Here is a 19090-nt window from a genome sequence, read left to right on the forward strand (position 1 = left end):
GTGTGCGTGGCGCAGCGGCTGATCGTCGTCGGTGGGGACGCCGCCGGCATGGCGGCGGCGTCGCAGGCCCGGCGCCGCCGCGACCGGTCGGACCTGGAGATCGTGGCGTTCGAGCGGGGGCGGTTCACGTCGTACTCGGCGTGCGGCATCCCGTACTGGATCAGCGGGGTGGTCCCGGAGCGGGACCAGCTCATCGCCCGCTCCCCCGCGGCGTTCCGGAACGATTTCGACATCGACGTGCGGCTGCGGCACGAGGTCACGGCGATCGACCTGACGCGCCGGGAGGTGGTCGCCCGCGACCTCGACGGCGGCGGCGAGGTCCGCGAGCGGTTCGACGACCTGGTGTACGCCGCCGGGGCGGTGCCGCTGCGGCCCGACTGGGCCGACACCGCGGCCGGCGGCGTCTTCGGCGTGCAGACCCTCGACGACGGCGCGGCGCTGCGCGAGTGGCTGGACGCCGACCCCGCGCCCCGACGCGCGGTGGTGGTCGGCGGCGGCTACGTCGGGGTGGAGATGGCCGAGGCGCTCGTCCAGCGGGGGTTGTCCGTCACCCTGGTCGAGCAGTCCGACCAGCCGATGTCCACCGTCGACAGTGACATGGGTGCCCTGGTCGCGGAGGCGATGCGGGGCGTGGGCATCGGCATCCGTACCGGCGTCGAGGTGACCGGTGTCGAGGAACGCGACGGCCGGGTGTCCGCGGTGGTCACCTCCGAGGGGCCGGTGCCGGCCGACGTGGTGGTCCTGGGCCTGGGGGTACGCCCCAACACCGCGCTTGCCGAGGCCGCCGGCCTGCCGCTGGGGCCCACCGGCGGGATCCGGGTGGACCTGCGGATGCGGGTGGCCGGGGTGCCGGGGGTATGGGCGGCGGGCGACTGCGTGGAGACCCTGCACCGGGTCAGCGGCCTGCCGGTGCACGTGCCGCTGGGCACGCACGCCAACAAGCAGGGCCGGGTCGCCGGGATCAACCTCGGCGGCGGGTACGCGACCTTCCCCGGCGTGATCGGCACTGCGGTGACCAAGGTCTGTGACCTGGAGGTGGCCCGCACGGGGCTGCGCGAGCGGGACGCGGTGGCCAGCGGCTTCGAGTTCGTCTCGGTGGTCAGCGAGTCCACCAGCCGGGCCGGCTACTACCCGGGTGCCCGGCCGATGACGGTGAAGCTGATCGCCGAGCGCCCCGGCGGGCGGCTGCTCGGGGCGCAGATCGTCGGCTGGTCGGAGGCGGCGAAGCGGATCGACGCCCTGGCCGTGGCGCTGTGGAACGGCATGACGGTGGACGAGATGACCGGCCTCGACCTCGGCTACGCGCCGCCGTTCGCGCCGGTGTGGGACCCGGTGCTGATCGCCGCCCGCAAGGCCGTCGACGCCCTGGCCCGCGCCGGCCGGTAGGGAGTGCTTCTACCGGGCGTACGGGGACATCCGCCGGCTCCGCTGACCGCGACCGCCTTGCCCGCCGGGCGACCCGCTCCCCAGGATGGCCGGATGGCGGCGAGCTGGGGCTCAGGCGCTGACGGCGGCCGCTTCCTCACCCGGCTGGCAGGTGGGGCACCAGTAGAGGTTGCGGCCGGCGAGGGTGCCGCGGCGCACCTCGTCGCCGCAGACGTGGCAGGCCGCGCCGGGCCGGCGGTAGACGTACACCTCGCCGCCGTGCCGGTCCACCCGGGGCGCGCGGCCCGTCGCCTCGGGGAGGTGGGCGTCCCGGACGGTGTCGATCCGGCCGACCTCGACAGCCCGCGTCATCAGCGCCACGAGGTCCGCCCAGAGCGCCCGCCAGCCGGTCGGGGACAGCTTCCGGCCGGGCAGGGTCGGCGCCAGCCCGGCCCGGAACAGCGCCTCGGTAACGAAGATCAACCCCGTGCCGGCCACCACGGACTGGTCCAGCAGCAGCGCCGCGAGCGCCGTCGGGCTGCGGGAGATCCGGGCGTACGCCCGGGCCGGGTCGGCGTCGGGGCGCAACGGGTCGGGCCGAGCCGCTCGCGCAGCGCCGCCACCTCGGGCGGGGTGAGCAGCTCGCAGGCGGTGGGACCGCGCAGGTCCAACCAGTGCAGGTCGCTGGTCAGCCGCAGCCGCACCTGGCCGACCGGTGGCGGCGGCTCGCCCGGCCCGTCGGCGAACTTGCCGTACAGGCCGAGGTGGACGTGCAGGGTCAGCTCGCCCGCGTAGTGGTGCAGCAGGTGCTTGCCGTACGCCTCCGTGCCCTCCAGGACCGTGCCGGCCAGCCGGGCCGCGCCCTCGGCGAAGCGGCCCTGCGGGCTGGCGGCGTGCACCTTGTCGCCGGCGAACAGCTCGGCGTGCCGGGCCGCCAGGCGATGGATGCTGTGTCCCTCTGGCACAGCCGCCAAGCGTAGCTTCCCGATGGCAGCATCCAGCCGCACCCTCGGCGAGGTGTCGGCGGCTCGGCGGTTGGGTACCTCCTGTCCGTTACCGCGTGGCTGCCGCCGACGCTCCTGGGAGGCCTCCGCGCACTGATCTGGAGGTGAACAAGGTGAAACTTCCTTCGCTGACGCGCCGGACCGAGCCGGCCCCCGCGCACGACGGTGCCGACGGCCCGTACGGGGCCACGAGCACCGTCGCCGCCGGGCGGCCGGTGGCGGCCGACCGCGACCACGAGCGCACGACGTACCGCGGCGGCGCGACGGCAATCGATGGCGAGCGCGCCGCGGACACCGAGCGGCGGGCGGCCGCGCGGGCGGCGGTGGCCCGCTCCGCCACGGGCGTCCGCCCGACGGACGACGAGGCCCACCGGGCCGGGTTCGGCCCGATCGACGCCGAGGAGCGCACCGTCGACCTCGACCGGGACCGGACAGCGCAACAGCCGGTGAACCGGGTCGACGGGGAGCCCCCGGAGCCGCCCGTGGCGGTCGGGCCGAAGCCGCGGGCCAGCCTGCTCGCCACCCTGGGCCTCGTCGTCGGGGTGGCCGGGGCGCTGTTCGTGCTGACCGGCACCCTCGCCGGGTACGGCATCGCGCTGGGCGCGCTCGGCGCCGTGCTCTCCGTCCTCGGCCTGGTCGCCACCCGGCGCCGGCACGTGGCCGGCAAGACCGACGCCCTGCTGGGGATGGCCTTCGGCCTCGGGGCCGTGGTGCTCGGGGTGCTGGCGATGACCGGCCAGTTCGACTGGCCGACCACCGACGGCGACTGGGCGCCGCGCTTCCGGGAGTGGCTCGACTCACAGTTTGCCGGTCTGCTCTGACGGGCACCTGGGATCCCGTCGGCGGTGCGCCGGCGCAGGTGAAAACGCCGGCGGCGCGCCGGCGGCCCGGACCCCCTGGTGGTTCACCAGCCGGGCACATCCTCTTCTCGGGGGCGGCGGTTCGCCGCCCCCGAAGCATGTCCGGGGCCGGATCGGGGCCGAGTATCCCAGGGACGCAACGGATCGTCGGCGCACCGGCGCGAAACGCAACGATCAGTCGGTCGACGCAACTTCCGCCGGTGGATGTCACCGTCCTCCCGCGCATACCGTTGGGCAACGGCGCCAGCCCGCGTGCCGAAGGTGGCCGGGCGCGCCCGAGCCCTGGGAGCAGGACAATGACGATGGACGCCACGAGCCAGCGCTTCCTGATGTGCCGGCCGACGTACTTCGCCGTCGACTACGCCATCAACCCGTGGATGGACCCGGCCGCGCCGGTGGACGCCGACCTGGCGCTCCGGCAGTGGAAGCGGCTGCGCCAGGTCTACCGCGAACTGGGCCACACCGTCGAGGAGATCACCCCGGTGCCCGGCCTGCCCGACATGGTCTTCGCCGCCAACGGCGGCACGGTGATCGACGGCAAGGCGATGGCCGTGCAGTTCCGCGACCCGCAGCGCGCCGACGAGGCGCCCGCGTACCGGGCGTGGTTCGAGGCCGCCGGTTTCGAGCTGTACGACCCGAAGCACGTCAACGAGGGCGAGGGCGACATCCTGCTGGCCGGCGGCGTCCTGCTCGCCGGCACCGGGTTCCGCACCGCGCACGCCTCCCACGCCCAGTTGCAGGAGGTCTTCGGCTACCCGGTGGTCACCATGCAGCTGGTGGACCCGCGCTTCTACCACCTGGACACCGCGCTCACCGTGCTCGACGAGCACACCGTGGCGTACCTGCCGGAGGCGTTCTCGCCCGGCAGCCGGGCCGTGCTGCGCCGGCTGTTCCCGGACGCGGTCCACGCCACCATGGCCGACGCCGAGGTGCTGGGCCTGAACGCGGTCAGCGACGGCCGGCACGTGGTGCTGCCCGCGCAGGCCACCGGCCTGGCCGCGAAACTGCGCGACCGGGGCTACGAGACTATCGGCGTCGACCTGTCGGAGCTGCGCAAGGCCGGCGGGGGACCGAAGTGCTGCACGTTGCGACTCCGTCAGGGAAAGGCAGACAAGTGATCGTCGACGACATGCTGCGGACGCCGGGTGCGGTCCGGGACGCGGAGCGCTGGACCGCGCACAACTACCACCCGCTGCCGGTGGTGATCAGCTCCGCGGAGGGCGCCTGGGTCACGGACGTGGACGGCCGCCGCTATCTGGACTGCCTCGCCGGCTACTCCGCGCTCAACTTCGGCCACCGGCACCCGCAGCTGATCGCCGCCGCGCACGCGCAGCTGGACAGGCTGACCCTCACCAGCCGGGCGTTCATCCACGACCAGTTCGCCGACTTCTGCCGCGAGCTGGCCGAGCTGTGCGGCAAGGACCTGGTCCTGCCGATGAACACCGGCGCGGAGGCGGTGGAGACCGCGATCAAGGTGGCCCGCAAGTGGGGTTACCAGGTCAAGGGCGTACCGGCCGGGCAGGCGAACATCGTGGTGGCCGAGGGCAACTTCCACGGGCGCACCACCACCATCGTCAGCTTCTCCACCGACGAGGACGCCCGGGCCGACTTCGGGCCGTACACGCCGGGCTTCACCGTCGTCCCCTACGGCGACCCGGCCGCGCTGGCCGCCGCGATCGACGAGAACACCGTCGCGGTGCTGATCGAGCCGATCCAGGGCGAGCAGGGCGTCGTGGTGCCGCCGGCCGGTTACCTGCCGGGCGTGCGCCGCGTCTGCGACGAGCACCGCGTGCTGTTCCTGGCCGACGAGATCCAGTCGGGCCTGGGCCGCACCGGCGAGACGTTCGCCTGCGACCACGAGGGCGTCACGCCGGACATGTACCTGCTGGGCAAGGCGCTCGGCGGCGGCATCGTGCCGGTCTCGGCCGTGGCCGCGAACGCCGACGTGCTGGGGGTGTTGAAGCCGGGCCAGCACGGCTCGACGTTCGGCGGCAACCCGCTGGCCTGCGCGGTCGCGACCGAGGTGGTCCGGCTGCTGGCCACGGGCGAGTTCCAGCACCACTCGGCCGAGCTGGGCGAGCGGCTGCACGCCGGCCTGCGGGGGCTGGTCGGCAAGGGACTGGTCGCCGTCCGGGGCCGGGGCCTGTGGGCGGGCCTCGACATCGACCCGGCGCTGATGACCGGCCGGCAGGCGTGCGAGCGGCTGATGGAGCGGGGCGTCCTCGCCAAGGACACGCACGGCTCGACCATCCGGCTCGCCCCGCCGCTGGTGATCACCACCGAGGAGATCGACCACCTGGTGGCGCAGCTCGCCGCGGTGCTGGCCGGCTGACCGCGTACGCGCAGGGCGGGCGCCGGGACCTCGGTCCCGGCGCCCGCCGTCGCTTCGCGCCCCGCCGCCCGCGTCAGGGGCGCGGCAGCCGCATCGCCATGGTGGGGGCCTCGGCCATCACCGAGGTGGGGGTGAACGGCGCGCCCGTCGGCAGTTCCTCGGCGCGGCCGACCTGCACCCCCGGGTACAGCTCGACCATGTCCCGGGCCGAGAGCACCCGGGACTGCTGCGGGGCCAGCGGGACCCGGTCGGGCTCGGCCATCGAGCCGCCGGGGCGGATGCCGGAGCCGTTGGTGCTGATGTCCGTCACGATCACCTCGCCGACCCGCAGCTCGAACCGGACGTGGCTGCGGCTGATCCAGCGCCGCGCCTCGTCGTTGAGCCACTGGCCGAGCACGATCCCGCCCTGCTGGTCGGGCGCGCGCCCGACCAGGACCGGCTGCCCCTCGGTGAGCACGAACCGGCGGCGGACCATCCCGCCGACCCGCACCGCCAGCACCTCGGTACGCGGCCGCGGCCCGGCGTCGCCGAGCCGGGCGCCGTGCCGGGGGCAGGTCGGCACGCCGTTGCGCAGGGACGGTGGCGGCTGACCGGCCGGGGCCCGGTCCACCCGGGCGAGGTCGGCGAACGCCCCGCCGCCCCCGCCGCCGAACAGGGCGCAGCCCGGCTCGGGGCAGCGCCACTGCCGGGCGAGCAGCTTCGCGCCGGCCGGCGAGCGGGTGCCCGCGACCGGCACGTTGCCGCCGCCGACGTGGGCGATGAACACCGGCCCGCCCGCGCCGGGCACCGGCGCCAGCACCCGGCCGGGCTGCTCGACCAGCCACGGAAACCGGCCCCGCAGCCCGTCGAAGCGGGCCCGGGTGAGCACCGGCAGTCCGAGCAGGTCGGCGACCTCCAGCATCCGGTCGCCCGGGTTGTCCAGCACCTCCACCAGGCCGTCGTCGGCCCACCGGCGGACGACCATCCGCTCGTTGGAGGTCAGGTCGGCGTCGGAGAGCAGCGCCCGGTGGACCACCGCGTAGACCGGAACGCTGTCCTCCTCCAGTTCGCGGGCGAGCGCGTCGATCACCATGCCGAGCCGGAGCAGGCTGGCCGGCCGGCCGCCGTCGAGATCCTGGTAGCGGATCACCTCGGCCAGGTCGAGGACGGCCCGGGCCAGCGACGGGTCGGTGCAGACCCGCCCCTCGATGGCGTCGAGCACCTTGCTGATCTCGAATCTCATCGGGCGCTCCGGAGAATGTCGTCGATCCGGCGCGCCAGCCCCAGGTCACGGTGGGTGACCCCGCCGGCCGAGTCGGTGACGCAACGGAAGGTCAGGGTCCGCCACCGGATGTCGATGTCGGGGTGATGGTCGAGCTCCTCGGCCACCACGGCGACCCGGTCGACCACCGCGATGGCCGCCGGGAAGCTGCCCAGCTCGACGACGCGGCTGATCCCGGTCGGGTCCCCCGTCCAGTCCGCCAGGCCGCCCAGCTCGTCTCGCACCGCCTCCGCGGTGAGCACGTCTGCCATGGCCCGACCCTACCGGCTGGCGCACGCGCGGCAATCTCCAGCTGCCTCGGCCGGGCCCGGGAGCTGCGGGAACGCCGCGCCGGCGCGCCCGGGGCCCGGCGCTGCGACCCCCGCCTGTCGTCCCCACCCGCTACGGTGGACCGCGGCCCGGCCGGGCGTGGCCCCAGCGGCGCCCCGGCCCACCCTTCACAAGGAGTCACCCAGAATGAACACTCGACGGCTGGCGACCACGGGGGTCGCGCTCGTCGCCGCGCTCGGTCTCGGTCTCACCGCCGGCTGCGGCAACCAGACCGGAGCGGACGCTCCAGCCGCCAACGGCAACGCGACGCCCGCCACCAGCGCGCCGGCCGACCCGCTCGCCGAGCTGACCGCCGCCGCGCTCAAGCTGAACGAGGACAGCGTCCGGGTGGACATCGAGTCCTCCGTCGTGAACGGCGGGGGGCTCATGGACCCGCGCAGCAAGGCCGCGGAGATGACCCTCGACCTGGGCTCCAGCGGCGGCAAGCTTCGCCTGATCATGGTCGGCGACGACGCGTACCTGAAGACCGCGGCGATCTCCGACAAGTGGCTGCACATGGACGCCACCACGCTCGGCGCCAGCGGCCAGTTCAACCTGATGCCCGACGGCGACCCGGGCGGGGCGAAGAAGATGCTCCAGGGCGTGGTCGAGGTGGAGAAGACCGGCGAGCGCGCCTTCTCCGGCACGCTGGACTACACGAAGGCCAACCCCGGCAACAAGGAGATCGAGGCGCTCGGCGAGAAGGCGAAGGCGGTGCCCTTCACCGCGAAGTCCGACGCGGAGGGCCGCCTCGTCGAGCTGGTCGTCGACACCAGCGTCCTGCACCCGTCGCTGGGCAAGATGACCACCCGCTACTCGGATTTCGGGGCGAGCGTGTCCCCGCAGAAGCCGCCGGCCGGCGAGACCGAGGAGGCGCCGGAGTCGCTGAAGAAGGCGTTCGGCGGCTGACACCGTCGCACCGACGCGACGGGGCGGCGCCGCTCGGCGCCGCCCCGTCGTGCGTACGGCTCAGGCGTGTCCGGCCCCGGCCCGGGTGGCCGGTCCCGGGCCGCGCAGCGGGCGGCCCACCTCGTGCAGGTGGGCGAGCGCCTGCCGGTACGACTCGACCAGCCCCGCCTCGGCGTACGGGATGCCCCGCTCGGCGCAGTACGCCCGCACGATCGGCCGGGCCCGGCGCAGGTTGCCCCGGGGCATGTTCGGGAACAGGTGGTGCTCGATCTGGAAGTTGAGCCCGCCCAGCGCCGCGTCGACGAACCGGCCGCCCCGGACGTTGCGCGAGGTGAGCACCTGCTTGCGCAGGAAGTCGAGGTCGTCGCCGGCCGTCGGCATCGGCATGCCCTTGTGGTTCGGGGCGAACGCGCAGCCCATGTACAGCCCCCAGAGGCCCTGGTGCACGGCGACGAACGCCAGCGCCCGGCCCGGCGACAGCACCGCGAACAGCAGGCCGAGGTAGCCGGCGGCGTGTGCCGCGAGCAGGAGCCCCTCGACCGCCCGGTGCCTTACCGGGGTGGCGAACCGCCCGTCCGGCCCCCGACCGACGAGCGCCCGGACGCTCGCCACGTGCAGGTTCAGCCCCTCCAGCAGCAGCATCGGGAAGAACAGCCACGCCTGCCGCCGCGCCAGCCACCGCCCGAGCCCCCGGGTCGCGGCGGCCTGCTCGTACGTCCAGACCAGCGCGCCGGCCCCGACGTCCGGGTCCTCGTCGGCGTGGTTCGGGTTGGCGTGGTGGCGGTTGTGCTTGTCCACCCACCAGCCGTAGCTGAGCCCCACCGCCAGGTTGCCGGCGAGCAGGCCGGCCACCTCGCTGGGGCCCCGCCGGCGGAACATCTGCCGGTGCCCGGCGTCGTGCCCGAGGAACGCCACCTGCGTCGTGACCACCGCCAGGCCGACCGCGACCAGGAGCTGCCACCACGAGTCGCCGACCAGCGGCACGGCCGCCCAGCCGGCCACGAAGACCGCCAGGGTCAGCGCGATCCGGGCGGCGTACGCGCCGGGGCGGCGCCGGAGCAGACCGGCGGCGCTGATCCGGCGGGACAACTGTGCGTAGTCACTGCCCCGGTTGGCCGGCGGGCCCGCCACCGCTGCAAGCACCATTTCCGCTCCCCGTACCTCGGCATCCGGGTCCCGCCGGGCGGCGTGACCTGGTGTCAAGTCTCCGGTTTACGGTAGCGCTGAGTAACCCGGGCAACCCCCGGATCCGGGGTAGGGCGGGCCCTACCCCGGCCCGCCCCGGACACTCCCCGAGGAACCCGCTCACCCCATCCGGCCCACCGCCGCCCGGAGCCGGGCCAGGTCGCGGCGGCGCCGCTCGTACGTCGCGGCCAGGCCGATCAGGGCCAGCCCGCCGCCGGCCAGGAAGATCCACCGGGGCAGCAGGTCCCAGCCGCGGACCAGTTCGTACAGCGCCAGCACGGCCAGGGTGTTCCCGCCGAGCAGCACGGGCGCCTGCCAGCGGCGGGTGGCCCCGGCCAGCACCACGCCCAGCGCGGCGGCCCCGAGGAGCAGCCGCCGCCAGGGCTGCGGATCGGGCGCGAACAGCACCGACACGAGGCTGGGCAGGAGCCCGGCGGCCAGCGCCGGCCCGAGCGCCAGCCAGCTGTTCAGCCCCGGCCGGGTACGCAGGGCCACCACCCCGGCGGCCAGGGCGAGACCCGCCGCCGGCAGTGTGTACGCCTCCAGCACCGCCACCCCGCCGGCGGCCAGCAGCAGCCAGGCGCCGAGCAACTCGCTGCCTCCGGCGATGCCCGCGAACGCCCACCGCTGCCCGCCCGGCTCGCCCCGGCGCAGCAGCCGCAGGCCGACGGCGGCGCCCCACAGCACGCAGACGGCGGCGGCGTGCCGGTACGACCCGAGCGCCTGCAGCAGCGCCAGCAGGGCGACGGCCTGGGCGGCGGCGTCCAGCGCCCGCCCGGCCGCTCCGGCCCTGACGGCCGCGAGGGCGGCGACGGCGAGGACCAGCGCCGCCACCGCCAGCACCGGGTAGGCCGCCGAGCGCAGCGGCAGGCCGGCCGCCAGCGCCGCGGTGAGCGCGAACCCGGTCGTCGCGGCGACCGCGACCAGGGCGCCGACCAGCCGTACGGCGCCCGCCCGGGCGACGGCGGCGACCAGCACGGCGACCACCACCAGCGCGGCGAGGCCGCCGAGCGTGCCGGCGCGGGTGGCGAGCAACCCGGCCAGCCCTGACCCGGTGGCCACCAGCCCGACCGGCACGGTCACCGGGGCGAGCAGCGGCCGGGGTGGGGTCAGGACGGCGGCCAGCAGGGCGGCCAACCCGACGAGCAGGACGGCGGCCGGCACCACCGGCCACGGCGCGCCGGCGGCGGCGAGCAGCACGGGCAGCGCCGCTGCGGCGAACGGCAGCGCGGCGAGCGCCGCGCCCGCCCAGGCCGCGCGGTCAGCGGACCGGGATGGCGCGTCGGCGGCCCGCGCCCGGGCGTGGGCGGAGTACCCGGCCAGCGCGGCGGCCACGGTCAGCACGAGCAGCGCCACGCCGGCCGGGGCGGCGCCGGGCACGGGTCCGCCCGTCGGCGCGCCGGACCAGGGCGGGGCTGCCTCGCCGTACGGGGCGACGAGCGCGGTGACGGTCGCCGGGGCGACGGCGAGGAGCGCGACCGCCGCCAGCCCGAGCGCGGTCAGCCGGAGCGTCGCCGCGGGACGGGCCACCGGCCCGGCGAGCACCGCCAGCAGGGTGGCCAGCGCGGCGTAGAGAGCCAGCGGCTCGTCGCCCCGTACGGCCAGCGGCGCCAGCCCGGCGAGCGCGGCCGCGAGGGCGAACGCGGTCGAGGCGTACCCGGTCAACTCCGGCCACCGGCGACGGACGGCGAGCAGGCCGACCAGCGTCAGCGCGACGGCGGCCAGGGCGGCCCGCGCCCGCCACCAGGGCTCGGCCCCGGCGGCGAGGAGCGCGACGGCCACCCCGGCCGGTACGGCCAGCAGCGCGACGGCCAGCGCGGCCCCGGCGACCCCCCGTCCGGCGGCGCCGGCCCGGCGGCCCGGGCGGCGACCGCCGTCCCGACCAGTACGACCGCGCCGAGCACGGCCGCCTCCCCGGCCGGGTCGGCCAGGCCGGCCAGGAGCGCGTGCCCGACCAGGACCGCCCCGGCCCCGGCCGGAACCAGCACGGCCCACGAGCGCCGGCCGGCGACGACGGCGGCCAGGAGGAGCGCGGCGCCGACCACCAGGTCGGCGGTGGGCACGACGGCCCAGGGCACCGGCCCGACGCCCCCGGCGCTCAGCACGGCGAGGGCGGCGGCCACCGCCGCGGTCGCCGGCCACGCCGCGCGGGGCAGCAGCGCCGCCAGCGCGACCGCCGTCACCGCCACGGCGATCGGCACCTGCCAGGCCCAGGACAGGTCCGGGCCGGCGGCGACGCCCTGCCACGGCGGCAGCGCCCGGCCCACGCCGACCGCGCCGAGCACCACGGCCAGCAGCGCGGCGACCTGCGCCGCACCGGCGACCACGACCAGCGCCCCGAGGCGCGGGCCGGCGCCGGCCCGGCGGGGCAGCAGCCGGACCGCGCCGGCCAGGGCCAGGGCGACCAGGGCCGTCGCCAGCGTCAGCAGCCCCGGCCGCAGCTGCGCCACCGGCCGGAGCAGCGCGAGGGCCAGCACCGGGACGACGGCCCCGGCCGCTGTCGCGCGGAACACCCGACCGCCGGCGACCAGCGCCGCGCCGAGCAGCGCCACGGCCACCAGCAGCAGCGGGGCCCCGGCCAGCAGCGGGGAGCCGGCGGCCCGCCCCGGGCGAGCGGCACCAACGCGCACCCCGCCGCGACCGCGAGCGCGGCACCGTGCCCGACCCAGGCCAGCACCCGGCCGGCGACGACGACCGATCCCCCGGAGGCCGCCACCGGCACACCCGTCTCGACCGGCGTCGAAGCGGCCGGCGTCGGAACGGCCGGCGTCGGAACGGCCGGCGTCGGAACGGCCGGCGTCGGAACGGCCGGCGTCGGAACGGCCGGCGTCGGAACCGCAGACGCCGGGGCGGCAGACGCGGCCGGACCCCGGCGGCGCAGGGCGGCGACCACGGCCAGGTCCAGCAGCGCGACACCGACGAACACCGCCGCCCAACCGGCCGCCGACGGCCGGGCCGGGCCGGCGAGCAGCGGCAGCACCGGCTGCGCGGCGAGCAGCGCCGCGAACCACGGCACCGCCAGCCGGGTCAGCCGCCCGTAGCCGGCCGCCACCGCCGCGCTGGCCCCCCCGACCAGCGCGGCGTAGCGGCCGCCCGACCAGCCGGACACCCCGAACAGGTCGACCGACCAGGCGGCGTACCCGTCGAGCACCACCAGCAGCAGGCCCACCGCGGCGAACGTCTCGGCGGTGCCGCGCAGCCCCCGCCGGGCCAGCACCGGCGGGACGGACAGGGCGAGCGCGGTGAACGCGAGCAGGATCAGCGCCCGCCCGGTGATCCCCACCGCGGCCCAGGCGACCGCCGTGAAGACCACGGCCGCCGTGCCCAGCAGCAGGCCGCCGAGGACGAAGAGCAGCCCCTGCACGGTCCGCGCCGACGTCTCCGGCCCGCCGACCGGAGGCACCGGCGGCACGGACGGGTACGCCGGGACCGGCCCGGGCACGGCCGCCGGCGCGGGACCGGCCATCGGCGCGGGACCGGCCATCGGCACGGGACCGGGCCCCGCCGTGGCCGGCGCCGCCGCGTGCGGTACGCCGAACGGTGTGGCCGCGCGCACCCGGGCCGCGAGGTCCGCCCGGCGGGCCTGCGCGGACCGGACCGCCGCGGCCAGTTCCAGGTACGTCCGGCGGGTCTGCTCCGCCCGCTCCGTGAGCGCGACGATCTCCCGGTCCAGCCGGATCACCTCGGCTGCCGCCGGGTCGGGCGCCCGGCCGCAGCGCCGGCAGCCGACGCTCAGGTCGGCCGGCCCGCCGCACCCGGGGCAGGGGTAGGCACTCGTGTTCACGCGGCCATCATGGTGGCCGCCCGCCACCCGGGCCCAGAGTGCGGGTACTCAGGCACGGGTCTGCTCGTACACCCAGGCCGTGTAGTCGGGGTTGCCGCTCTCCACCCGGGTCACCAGGATCTCCGGCACCTCGTACGGGTGGGTGGCCCGGATCTGGGCGACCAGCGCCGCCACCCGGTCCGAGGCGGTCTTGAACCGCACCGACCACTCCGTGCTGGTCTCCACCGCGGACCGCCACCAGTAGGTGCTGTCCACCTGGCCGCCGACCTGGGCGCACGCCGCCAGCCGGCCGGCGACCGCGGCGGCCGCCAGCACGTCGGCGACCGCCCGACTGTCCACCACCGTCGTCACCACGCTGATCTGCTCCACGAGCGCACCCTACGCGGCGTCGGCGTCGTCGCGGTTGGCCGCGATCCAGCCGTCGATCCGGGCCCACCAGTCGAAGAGCCAGTCGATGCGTTCCTGCCGGCCGACGGGGACCTCCTCCGGCGGTACGGACCAGAATCGCATCACGATCCGCTTGTCCATGGGCAGCTCCCGCCAGACGTCGGCGACGGTGAGCATCCGGTCCAGCCCGGTGTGCGCCACGAAGATCACCCCGGCGTCCGGGGCGGCGTCCAGCGCGGCGAGCATCCCGCCCGGCTGCGGGGCGAGGACGTGCTGCATCCGTTCCGCGCGCAGCGCCATCCGCTCGAGGCCGAGCCCGCGCAGCCGGGCGATGGCGCGCAGCCGGCGGCGCGGGGTGAAGTTACCGCCCTCCGGGAAGATCACGAACGCGTCGTCGTCGTCCAGCCCGGTGGCGAGGTGGCCGATCTGGGCCGTCACGGACTCGTGCCGCTCGTGGGTCGGCGCGAGGAACCGGTTGGGCAGCCGGTTGAGCAGCACGTCGATCGCCGGGTCCCACTGGAGGCTCTCCTTGAGCACGATCCGGGGCTCCCGGTGGAACCAGTTGACCAGCGCGTGGATCAGGATGAACGAGTCGCCGGGGCCGGCGTGCCGGCAGAGCACCAGCTCCGGCCGGCCGGGCAGCGCCGTGTCCGGGTCGGTGCCGACGACGTCGATGGTCAGCCGCAGCGTCCACCGGGCCTGCCAGAAGAACACCCGCAGGAACGCCCCGGCGAGCACGTAGTGCGCCCGCTGGAAGGCCGGCGCCCGCGCCCGGACGCCGAAGCCCGAGGCCAGCCAGAGCGCGAAGAGGGCGACCAGCGCCGCCGCGTCCCAGACCAGGTAGAGGCAGCCGATCCAGAGCAGCCGCAGCGGCCGCAGCCGGCCCGGCACCAGGGGGGACAGCATCAGCGCGAGCAGCGCCCAGACCGGGATGCTGGTCACCACGAGCACCGCGAGCAGCACCACGCCGGGCGCCAGCAGCAGCCGGCGGACCCACCGGGGCGGCAGCGGCATCAGCGCTCCAGGTGGGTCGCCAGGTAGCGGCGGGACGCGGTGTACGCGCGGCTGATCCGCCGGCCCACCGCCGCCATGTCCCGGTACGCCCACGGGCTGTCCTCACGCGGGCCCAGCCCGCCCGTCGGCAGCACGTGGACCTCCACCCCCTCCGGCAGCGCGGCCATCTCCCGGGCGAACCGGTGCCGGCGGGCGATCTCGAACGCGACCTGCGCGATCTCCCAGGGTCGCCGGGGCGGTGTCAGCTCCCGCTCGATCCGGCCCACCTGGAGTACGAAGATCCGCCGCGCCCCGGCGGCGACGGCCTCCCCGATCGGGATGGAGTTGACGATCCCACCGTCGACGTAGTGCTGGCCGTCGATCTCGGCCGGCGGCAGCAGCCCCGGCACCGAGGCGGATGCGAGCACCGCGGGCACCACCGGCCCACTGTCGAACCAGTGCTCGGCGGCCCGCTCGATGTTCGCCGCGCAGCACCGGAACGGCACCCGCAGGTCGGCGAAGGTGGTCGCCTCGCCCAGCTCGGTCTCCAACAGGCGGCGCAGCGGCCGGGGCGAGTGCAGGTGGGTACGGGCGGCGAAGCGGCGCAACTGCCGGGCCACCGAGTCGCCGTACACCTCGCTGGCCTCGGGCGAGGCCCAGAGCCGGACCAGCCGGTCGGTGACCGCCTCGGACGGGTCGGCGGCGACGAGGGCGCCGTTGACCGCGCCGATGGACGTGCCGAGCACCATGTCGGGGCGCACGTCGGCGCGGAACAGGGCGCGCAGCATGCCCACCTCGACCGCGCCGAGGACTCCCCCACCGCCGAGCACGAACGCCACCGGACCGCCGACCATGCCGTTCATCCTGGCACGGGCCGGCACGCCGGCCGTCCGCCCTCCCGACCCGGGCCGGCTGGCAGGTGGGCAGTAACCGGACGGCGGTTGACACGTTGGACACGCTCGCGCAACCTGATACGGCCCCGACCCCAGGCAGGTGCGACCCCGATGGTAACGCTGCACGCCGGCAGGCTGCTGGCCGGCAGGTACCGGCTCATCGAGCAGATCGGCGCTGGTGGCATGTCGGTCATCTGGCGGGCCCGGGACGAGGTGCTCGACCGGGTCGTCGCGCTCAAGGTGCTCGCGCCGTCCCTGGCGGCGGACTCCCGGTTCCGGGACATGGTCCGGGAGGAGGCGCGCTCCGCCGCCCAGCTCGTCCATCCGCATGTGACCTCGGTGCACGACTACGGCGAGACGGTCGCGCCGGACGGGAGCATCACCTCGTTCGTGGTGATGGAGCTGCTCGGCGGGGACGAGCTGGAGTACCGGCTCGCCGAGGGCCCGCTGCCCTGGCCGGAGGCCGTCGAGACCGGCGCACAGGTGGCCGAGGCGCTCGCGGCGGCGCACCAGCTGGGCATCGTGCACCGCGACATCACCCCGTCCAACATCATGATGACGCCCGTCGGCGCCAAGGTGCTCGACTTCGGGATCGCCACCCACGTCGGCGCCCCGGACGAGGACGGCGGCACCTTCGGCACGCCCGAGTACGTCGCCCCGGAGCGGCTGGACGGGGCCCCGGCCCAGCCGGCGACCGACATCTATTCGCTCGGGGTGCTGCTGTACGAGGCGCTGACGGGGCGGGTGCCGTACCCGGCGAGCACCTGGGAACAGCTCGGCGCGGCGCTGGCGACGGGCGCTCCCCCGCCCCCGCTCGACGTGCCGGGCCTGCCCGCCGAGGTGGCCCGGACGTGCCTGCGCTGCCTGGCCCGGGACCCCGGGGACCGGCCCACCGCGCAGCACGTGGCGACGGTGCTGCGCGACCAGTTGCTGCCGGCCGACCCCCAGGCCGCCACCATGCTCGCGCCGACCATGACCCTGCCCTCGGTCGTCGGCCCGCCCGAGCCGTCACCGGCCCGGACCACCCCGCCCCCAAGCCGTCACCGGCCCGGACCGCTCCCGTGCCCGAGCCGTCACCGGCCCGGACGGGCCCCGCGCCCGAGCCGTCACCAGCCCGGACCGCTGCGCCCGAGCCGTCACCGGTCCGGGGCGGGGCCGTGCCCGCTCCGCCGCCCGGGGCCCCGGCGGGGCGCCCCGCCGGATCGCGCCGGCGGTGGCTGGCGCCGGCGGTCGTGGCCGGCGCCGCGGCGCTCGCCACGACGTCGCTGCTCGTTCCCGCGCTGACCGGGGAGCCGGCCCCGCCACCCGGTGCGCTGCCGATGCGGACGCCGGCGGTCGCCACCTCGTCGGTGCCCGCGCCGGCCGTCTCGCCGATCGCCGCGCCGTCCTCCCAGGCGACCGCGGCGACCCGCGCGCCCGCCCGGACCCGCCCCGCCCCGCCGCCGGTGGCCACCACGACCCCGCCGGCCCCGGTGAGCGACGCCCGCCGGCACGCGGCGGACCGGGTCGACCGGCTCATCGACGACGGGGTGGCCAGCGGCGAGATCCGCTCCGACGTCGGTACGGACCTGCGCAGCCTGCTCGGCCACGCCACCGCCGCCAGAGGTGAGGACGACCTGGCCCTCGCGGTGCGGCGGGCCCGGGACGAGGTGGCCGAGCAGCGGCGCGGGGGCAGCATCAGCAAGGCGTACGCCCGGCAGCTCGACGCCGCGTTCAGAGAGCTCGGCGCGACCGACGCCTGACGACCCGGCCGGCCGGGCCCGGCGGCGCGACCGCGGCCGGCTCAGCGGACGGCCGCCGGCTCAGCGGACGGCCGCCGGCGTCGGCTGGCGGGTCGCCGCGCGCGTGGTCCCGTGGAGAAAGTCGTGGTAGACCGCCTCGTAGCCGAGCGCCATCGCCCCGGTGGAGAAGTTCTGCGTCACGTGGGTCCGGCAGGCCGTCGGATCGAGGTCGCCGGCCCGGCGCAGCGCGTCCGGCAGGTCGTCGGGACGGTCGCAGACCAGCCCGGTCACGCCGTCGCGGACCAACTCCGGCACGGCTCCCCGGTTCAGCGCCACCACGGGCGTACCGGTGGCCATCGCCTCGACGATCACCATGCCGAACGGCTCCTGCCACTGGATCGGCATGATCAGGCAGCGGGCGTCGACCAGCAACCGCAGGGCGGCTTCCCGGTCGGCGTTGAGCACCACGGTCACGTCGTCGCCGAGCAGCGGCTCGACCACCTCCTCGTAGTGCCGACGCTCGGGCGGCTCGTTGCACTTGCCGGCGAGCACCAGCGGCAGGCCGGCCGTGCGAGCGGCCCGGATCGCCACATCCGGGCCCTTGTCCGGGTGGAACCGGGCCAGCCACAGCACCGGGCCCCGGCTCGGCGCGCTCTTGTACGGCACGTCGGCGGTGTCGAGCGCGTTGTGCACGGTGCCCACCCAGGGCAGCGCCGGGTTCATCCGGCGCTGCGCGTGCGAGATAGCCACCAGTCCGACGCCCTCGTCGGTGTCGCCCAGCACGGTGCCGTACTCGCCGACCGGGTTGCCGTGCACGGTGGCGACGGTGGGCACCGAGCGACGACCGGCGACCAGCGGACCGATCGTGGTGTGGTCGTGGATGATGTCGAAGTCCTCGGGACCGATGAGGTGGGCGACCCGGGCCAGGTGGGCCAGTTCGGGCAGCGCCTCGCCGAGCCGCTCGTACTGGAGGTCGACGCCGACCGGGACGTAGCGGGCCCGGGTGCCGTGGTCCCGCCCGGCCCCGAAGACGGTCACCGCGTGCCCCAGGCCGACCAGCCCGTCCACCAGGCCCGCCACGACGTGCTCCAACCCGCCGTACCCGGGCGGCGGCACCGACAGCCACGGCGGGACCACCATGGCGATCCTCAGCCGCCCTTCCCCGGAACGGCCCGTCGGCTGACGGTCAACGGCCACGAGTCCTCCCCGTCGGTCCCTACGTGCGCCTGATCGCGCGCTTTCCCGGCCGGTCCCCGGTCAAACGGTCACTCCGGCCCGGACCGGCGTCAGCCGGCCACCACGAGCCGGTCGTCGTCCACCGTCCGGACCCCGGGGGCCGACCAGGCGATCCGTTCCGCCTCGTCCCGCTCCCACCAGGACCGGACCACCCCGCTGAGCACCACCGTGTCGCCATGCACCTCGGCGACCACCCGCTCGGTGCCGAGTGCCCGGGACAGGGCCCGCTGAAGGTCGCGCCGCGCGCGCTCGCCCGACGGCCGCGCCGGCCGGACCTCCACCAGGTTGGTCACGCCGCGTACGCCGCGCAGTCGGCGCAGCTCCCGCTCCGCCGTACGCCGCTGCCAGCCGAACTCGACCTCGCCGCGCAGGATCAGCCACCCGTTCGCGGCCGTCACGTCCAGCCGCTCGGCCGGCACGAAGCTGTCCCACTCGAGGGCACGGCTGGCCGCCAGGGCCAGGTCGGTGTCGGTCGGGCCGGAGACGTCGGGCGGGCGTACCTCGATGTCGTCGGCGACCGCGCGGACGCCCCGGACCCGCTGAGCGCCCCGCACCGCCGCCCAACGCTCGGCGTAACTGCCGACGGAGCCGGTCAGGGTGACCACGCCGTGCATGACCGACACCCCGACGACGGTCGGCGGGACCTGGGGGTCCCAGTCCAGCTCGGCGAGGACGTCGCGCTGGATCTCCGGGTCGGTCCGGGTGGTCGCCGCCGTGGTCATGGCACTCCTCTCCCGCGCTGGCCTCTCCCGCGCTGGGCGCTCCTGCCGTCACCGTGCCGGGCGGCGGGGTGAGCGCGGCTCACCCGGACCGGGTGAGTAGGCCCGGGCGTCGCGGGATGCCGCCGAGTC

Annotated in this window: 18 protein-coding genes and 1 pseudogene; 7 read left to right on the forward strand and 12 right to left on the reverse strand. The window is 76.5% G+C overall.

Annotated features, from left to right (window positions below; genetic code table 11):
• Positions 1-6 precede the first annotated feature (6 nt).
• On the forward strand, positions 7-1386 hold the full coding sequence (locus JD77_RS06310; protein WP_145773447.1) for an FAD-dependent oxidoreductase: 1380 nt from the start codon (positions 7-9) through the stop codon (positions 1384-1386).
• A 111-nt stretch (positions 1387-1497) separates the two neighbouring features.
• Here the strand turns inward: JD77_RS06310 and JD77_RS06315 are convergent.
• A pseudogene (locus JD77_RS06315) lies at positions 1498-2330 on the reverse strand (Fpg/Nei family DNA glycosylase).
• 152 nt (positions 2331-2482) lie between these two features.
• On the opposite strand from JD77_RS06315, the gene JD77_RS06320 reads away from it, so the two are divergent.
• The 3 genes from JD77_RS06320 (at position 2483) to rocD (ending at position 5561) form a co-directional block, all read left to right on the forward strand.
• The gene (locus JD77_RS06320; RefSeq protein WP_246140548.1) at positions 2483-3190 is read left to right on the forward strand and encodes a DUF308 domain-containing protein; all 708 of its coding nucleotides are present in this window, start codon (positions 2483-2485) and stop codon (positions 3188-3190) included.
• A 341-nt stretch (positions 3191-3531) separates the two neighbouring features.
• Positions 3532-4347, forward strand: a complete 816-nt coding sequence (gene ddaH / locus JD77_RS06325; RefSeq protein ID WP_211372782.1) for a dimethylargininase — start codon at positions 3532-3534, stop codon at positions 4345-4347.
• Positions 4347-5561: an ornithine--oxo-acid transaminase gene (gene rocD / locus JD77_RS06330; protein WP_211372783.1), complete on the forward strand. Its 1215-nt coding sequence runs from the start codon at positions 4347-4349 to the stop codon at positions 5559-5561. Before ddaH ends, rocD begins: the two co-directional genes overlap by 1 nt.
• Before the next feature lie 73 nt (positions 5562-5634).
• Here the strand turns inward: rocD and JD77_RS06335 are convergent, their stop codons facing one another.
• Positions 5635-6783 (reverse strand): FHA domain-containing protein, encoded by a 1149-nt coding sequence (locus JD77_RS06335; protein WP_145773449.1) that lies wholly within the window; start codon positions 6781-6783, stop codon positions 5635-5637.
• Positions 6780-7073 (reverse strand): 4a-hydroxytetrahydrobiopterin dehydratase, encoded by a 294-nt coding sequence (locus tag JD77_RS06340; RefSeq protein ID WP_145773450.1) that lies wholly within the window; start codon positions 7071-7073, stop codon positions 6780-6782. Before JD77_RS06340 ends, JD77_RS06335 begins: the two co-directional genes overlap by 4 nt.
• Positions 7074-7278: 205 nt before the next feature.
• Here JD77_RS06340 and JD77_RS06345 point away from each other — a divergent pair, with 205 nt between their 5' ends.
• Positions 7279-8040: a hypothetical protein gene (locus JD77_RS06345; protein WP_145773451.1), complete on the forward strand. Its 762-nt coding sequence runs from the start codon at positions 7279-7281 to the stop codon at positions 8038-8040.
• A 60-nt stretch (positions 8041-8100) separates the two neighbouring features.
• On the opposite strand, the gene JD77_RS06350 is transcribed toward JD77_RS06345, so the two are convergent.
• From JD77_RS06350 to JD77_RS06375, 7 genes are all read right to left on the reverse strand, one after another.
• Complete coding sequence (locus tag JD77_RS06350) at positions 8101-9186, reverse strand: fatty acid desaturase family protein (protein WP_145773452.1); 1086 nt, start codon at positions 9184-9186, stop codon at positions 8101-8103.
• A 159-nt stretch (positions 9187-9345) separates the two neighbouring features.
• Entirely contained in the window at positions 9346-11007 is a 1662-nt protein-coding gene (locus JD77_RS06355) for an SCO7613 C-terminal domain-containing membrane protein (protein WP_145773453.1), read from the reverse strand.
• On the reverse strand, positions 10932-11702 hold the full coding sequence (locus JD77_RS31890; protein ID WP_170286384.1) for a hypothetical protein: 771 nt from the start codon (positions 11700-11702) through the stop codon (positions 10932-10934). Before JD77_RS31890 ends, JD77_RS06355 begins: the two co-directional genes overlap by 76 nt.
• Positions 11648-13009, reverse strand: a complete 1362-nt coding sequence (locus JD77_RS06360) for a hypothetical protein (RefSeq protein ID WP_145773454.1) — start codon at positions 13007-13009, stop codon at positions 11648-11650. The genes JD77_RS31890 and JD77_RS06360 overlap by 55 nt, the downstream gene beginning before the upstream one ends.
• 48 nt (positions 13010-13057) lie before the next feature.
• On the reverse strand, positions 13058-13378 hold the full coding sequence (cutA, locus tag JD77_RS06365; protein WP_145773455.1) for a divalent-cation tolerance protein CutA: 321 nt from the start codon (positions 13376-13378) through the stop codon (positions 13058-13060).
• Positions 13379-13387: 9 nt separating this feature from the next.
• Complete coding sequence (locus JD77_RS06370) at positions 13388-14410, reverse strand: 1-acyl-sn-glycerol-3-phosphate acyltransferase (RefSeq protein ID WP_145773456.1); 1023 nt, start codon at positions 14408-14410, stop codon at positions 13388-13390.
• Positions 14410-15243, reverse strand: coding sequence for a patatin-like phospholipase family protein (locus tag JD77_RS06375; protein WP_145773457.1), 834 nt, complete (start codon positions 15241-15243; stop codon positions 14410-14412). The genes JD77_RS06370 and JD77_RS06375 overlap by 1 nt, the downstream gene beginning before the upstream one ends.
• A 150-nt stretch (positions 15244-15393) precedes the next feature.
• Here JD77_RS06375 and JD77_RS34655 point away from each other — a divergent pair, with 150 nt between their 5' ends.
• Positions 15394-16566: a serine/threonine-protein kinase gene (locus tag JD77_RS34655; protein ID WP_281292083.1), complete on the forward strand. Its 1173-nt coding sequence runs from the start codon at positions 15394-15396 to the stop codon at positions 16564-16566.
• Entirely contained in the window at positions 16515-17024 is a 510-nt protein-coding gene (locus JD77_RS33425; RefSeq protein ID WP_246141373.1) for a hypothetical protein, read from the forward strand. Before JD77_RS34655 ends, JD77_RS33425 begins: the two co-directional genes overlap by 52 nt.
• Before the next feature lie 60 nt (positions 17025-17084).
• On the opposite strand, the gene JD77_RS06385 is transcribed toward JD77_RS33425, so the two are convergent.
• Both JD77_RS06385 and JD77_RS06390 read right to left on the reverse strand, forming a co-directional pair.
• On the reverse strand, positions 17085-18143 hold the full coding sequence (locus tag JD77_RS06385; protein ID WP_145777442.1) for a glycosyltransferase family 4 protein: 1059 nt from the start codon (positions 18141-18143) through the stop codon (positions 17085-17087).
• Between the two features lie 146 nt (positions 18144-18289).
• Positions 18290-18961, reverse strand: a complete 672-nt coding sequence (locus JD77_RS06390; RefSeq protein ID WP_145773458.1) for a BON domain-containing protein — start codon at positions 18959-18961, stop codon at positions 18290-18292.
• Between the last annotated feature and the right edge of the window lie 129 nt (positions 18962-19090).

This window comes from Micromonospora olivasterospora (genome assembly GCF_007830265.1).
In the GTDB taxonomy this organism is placed as follows: Bacteria; Actinomycetota; Actinomycetes; order Mycobacteriales; family Micromonosporaceae; genus Micromonospora; species Micromonospora olivasterospora.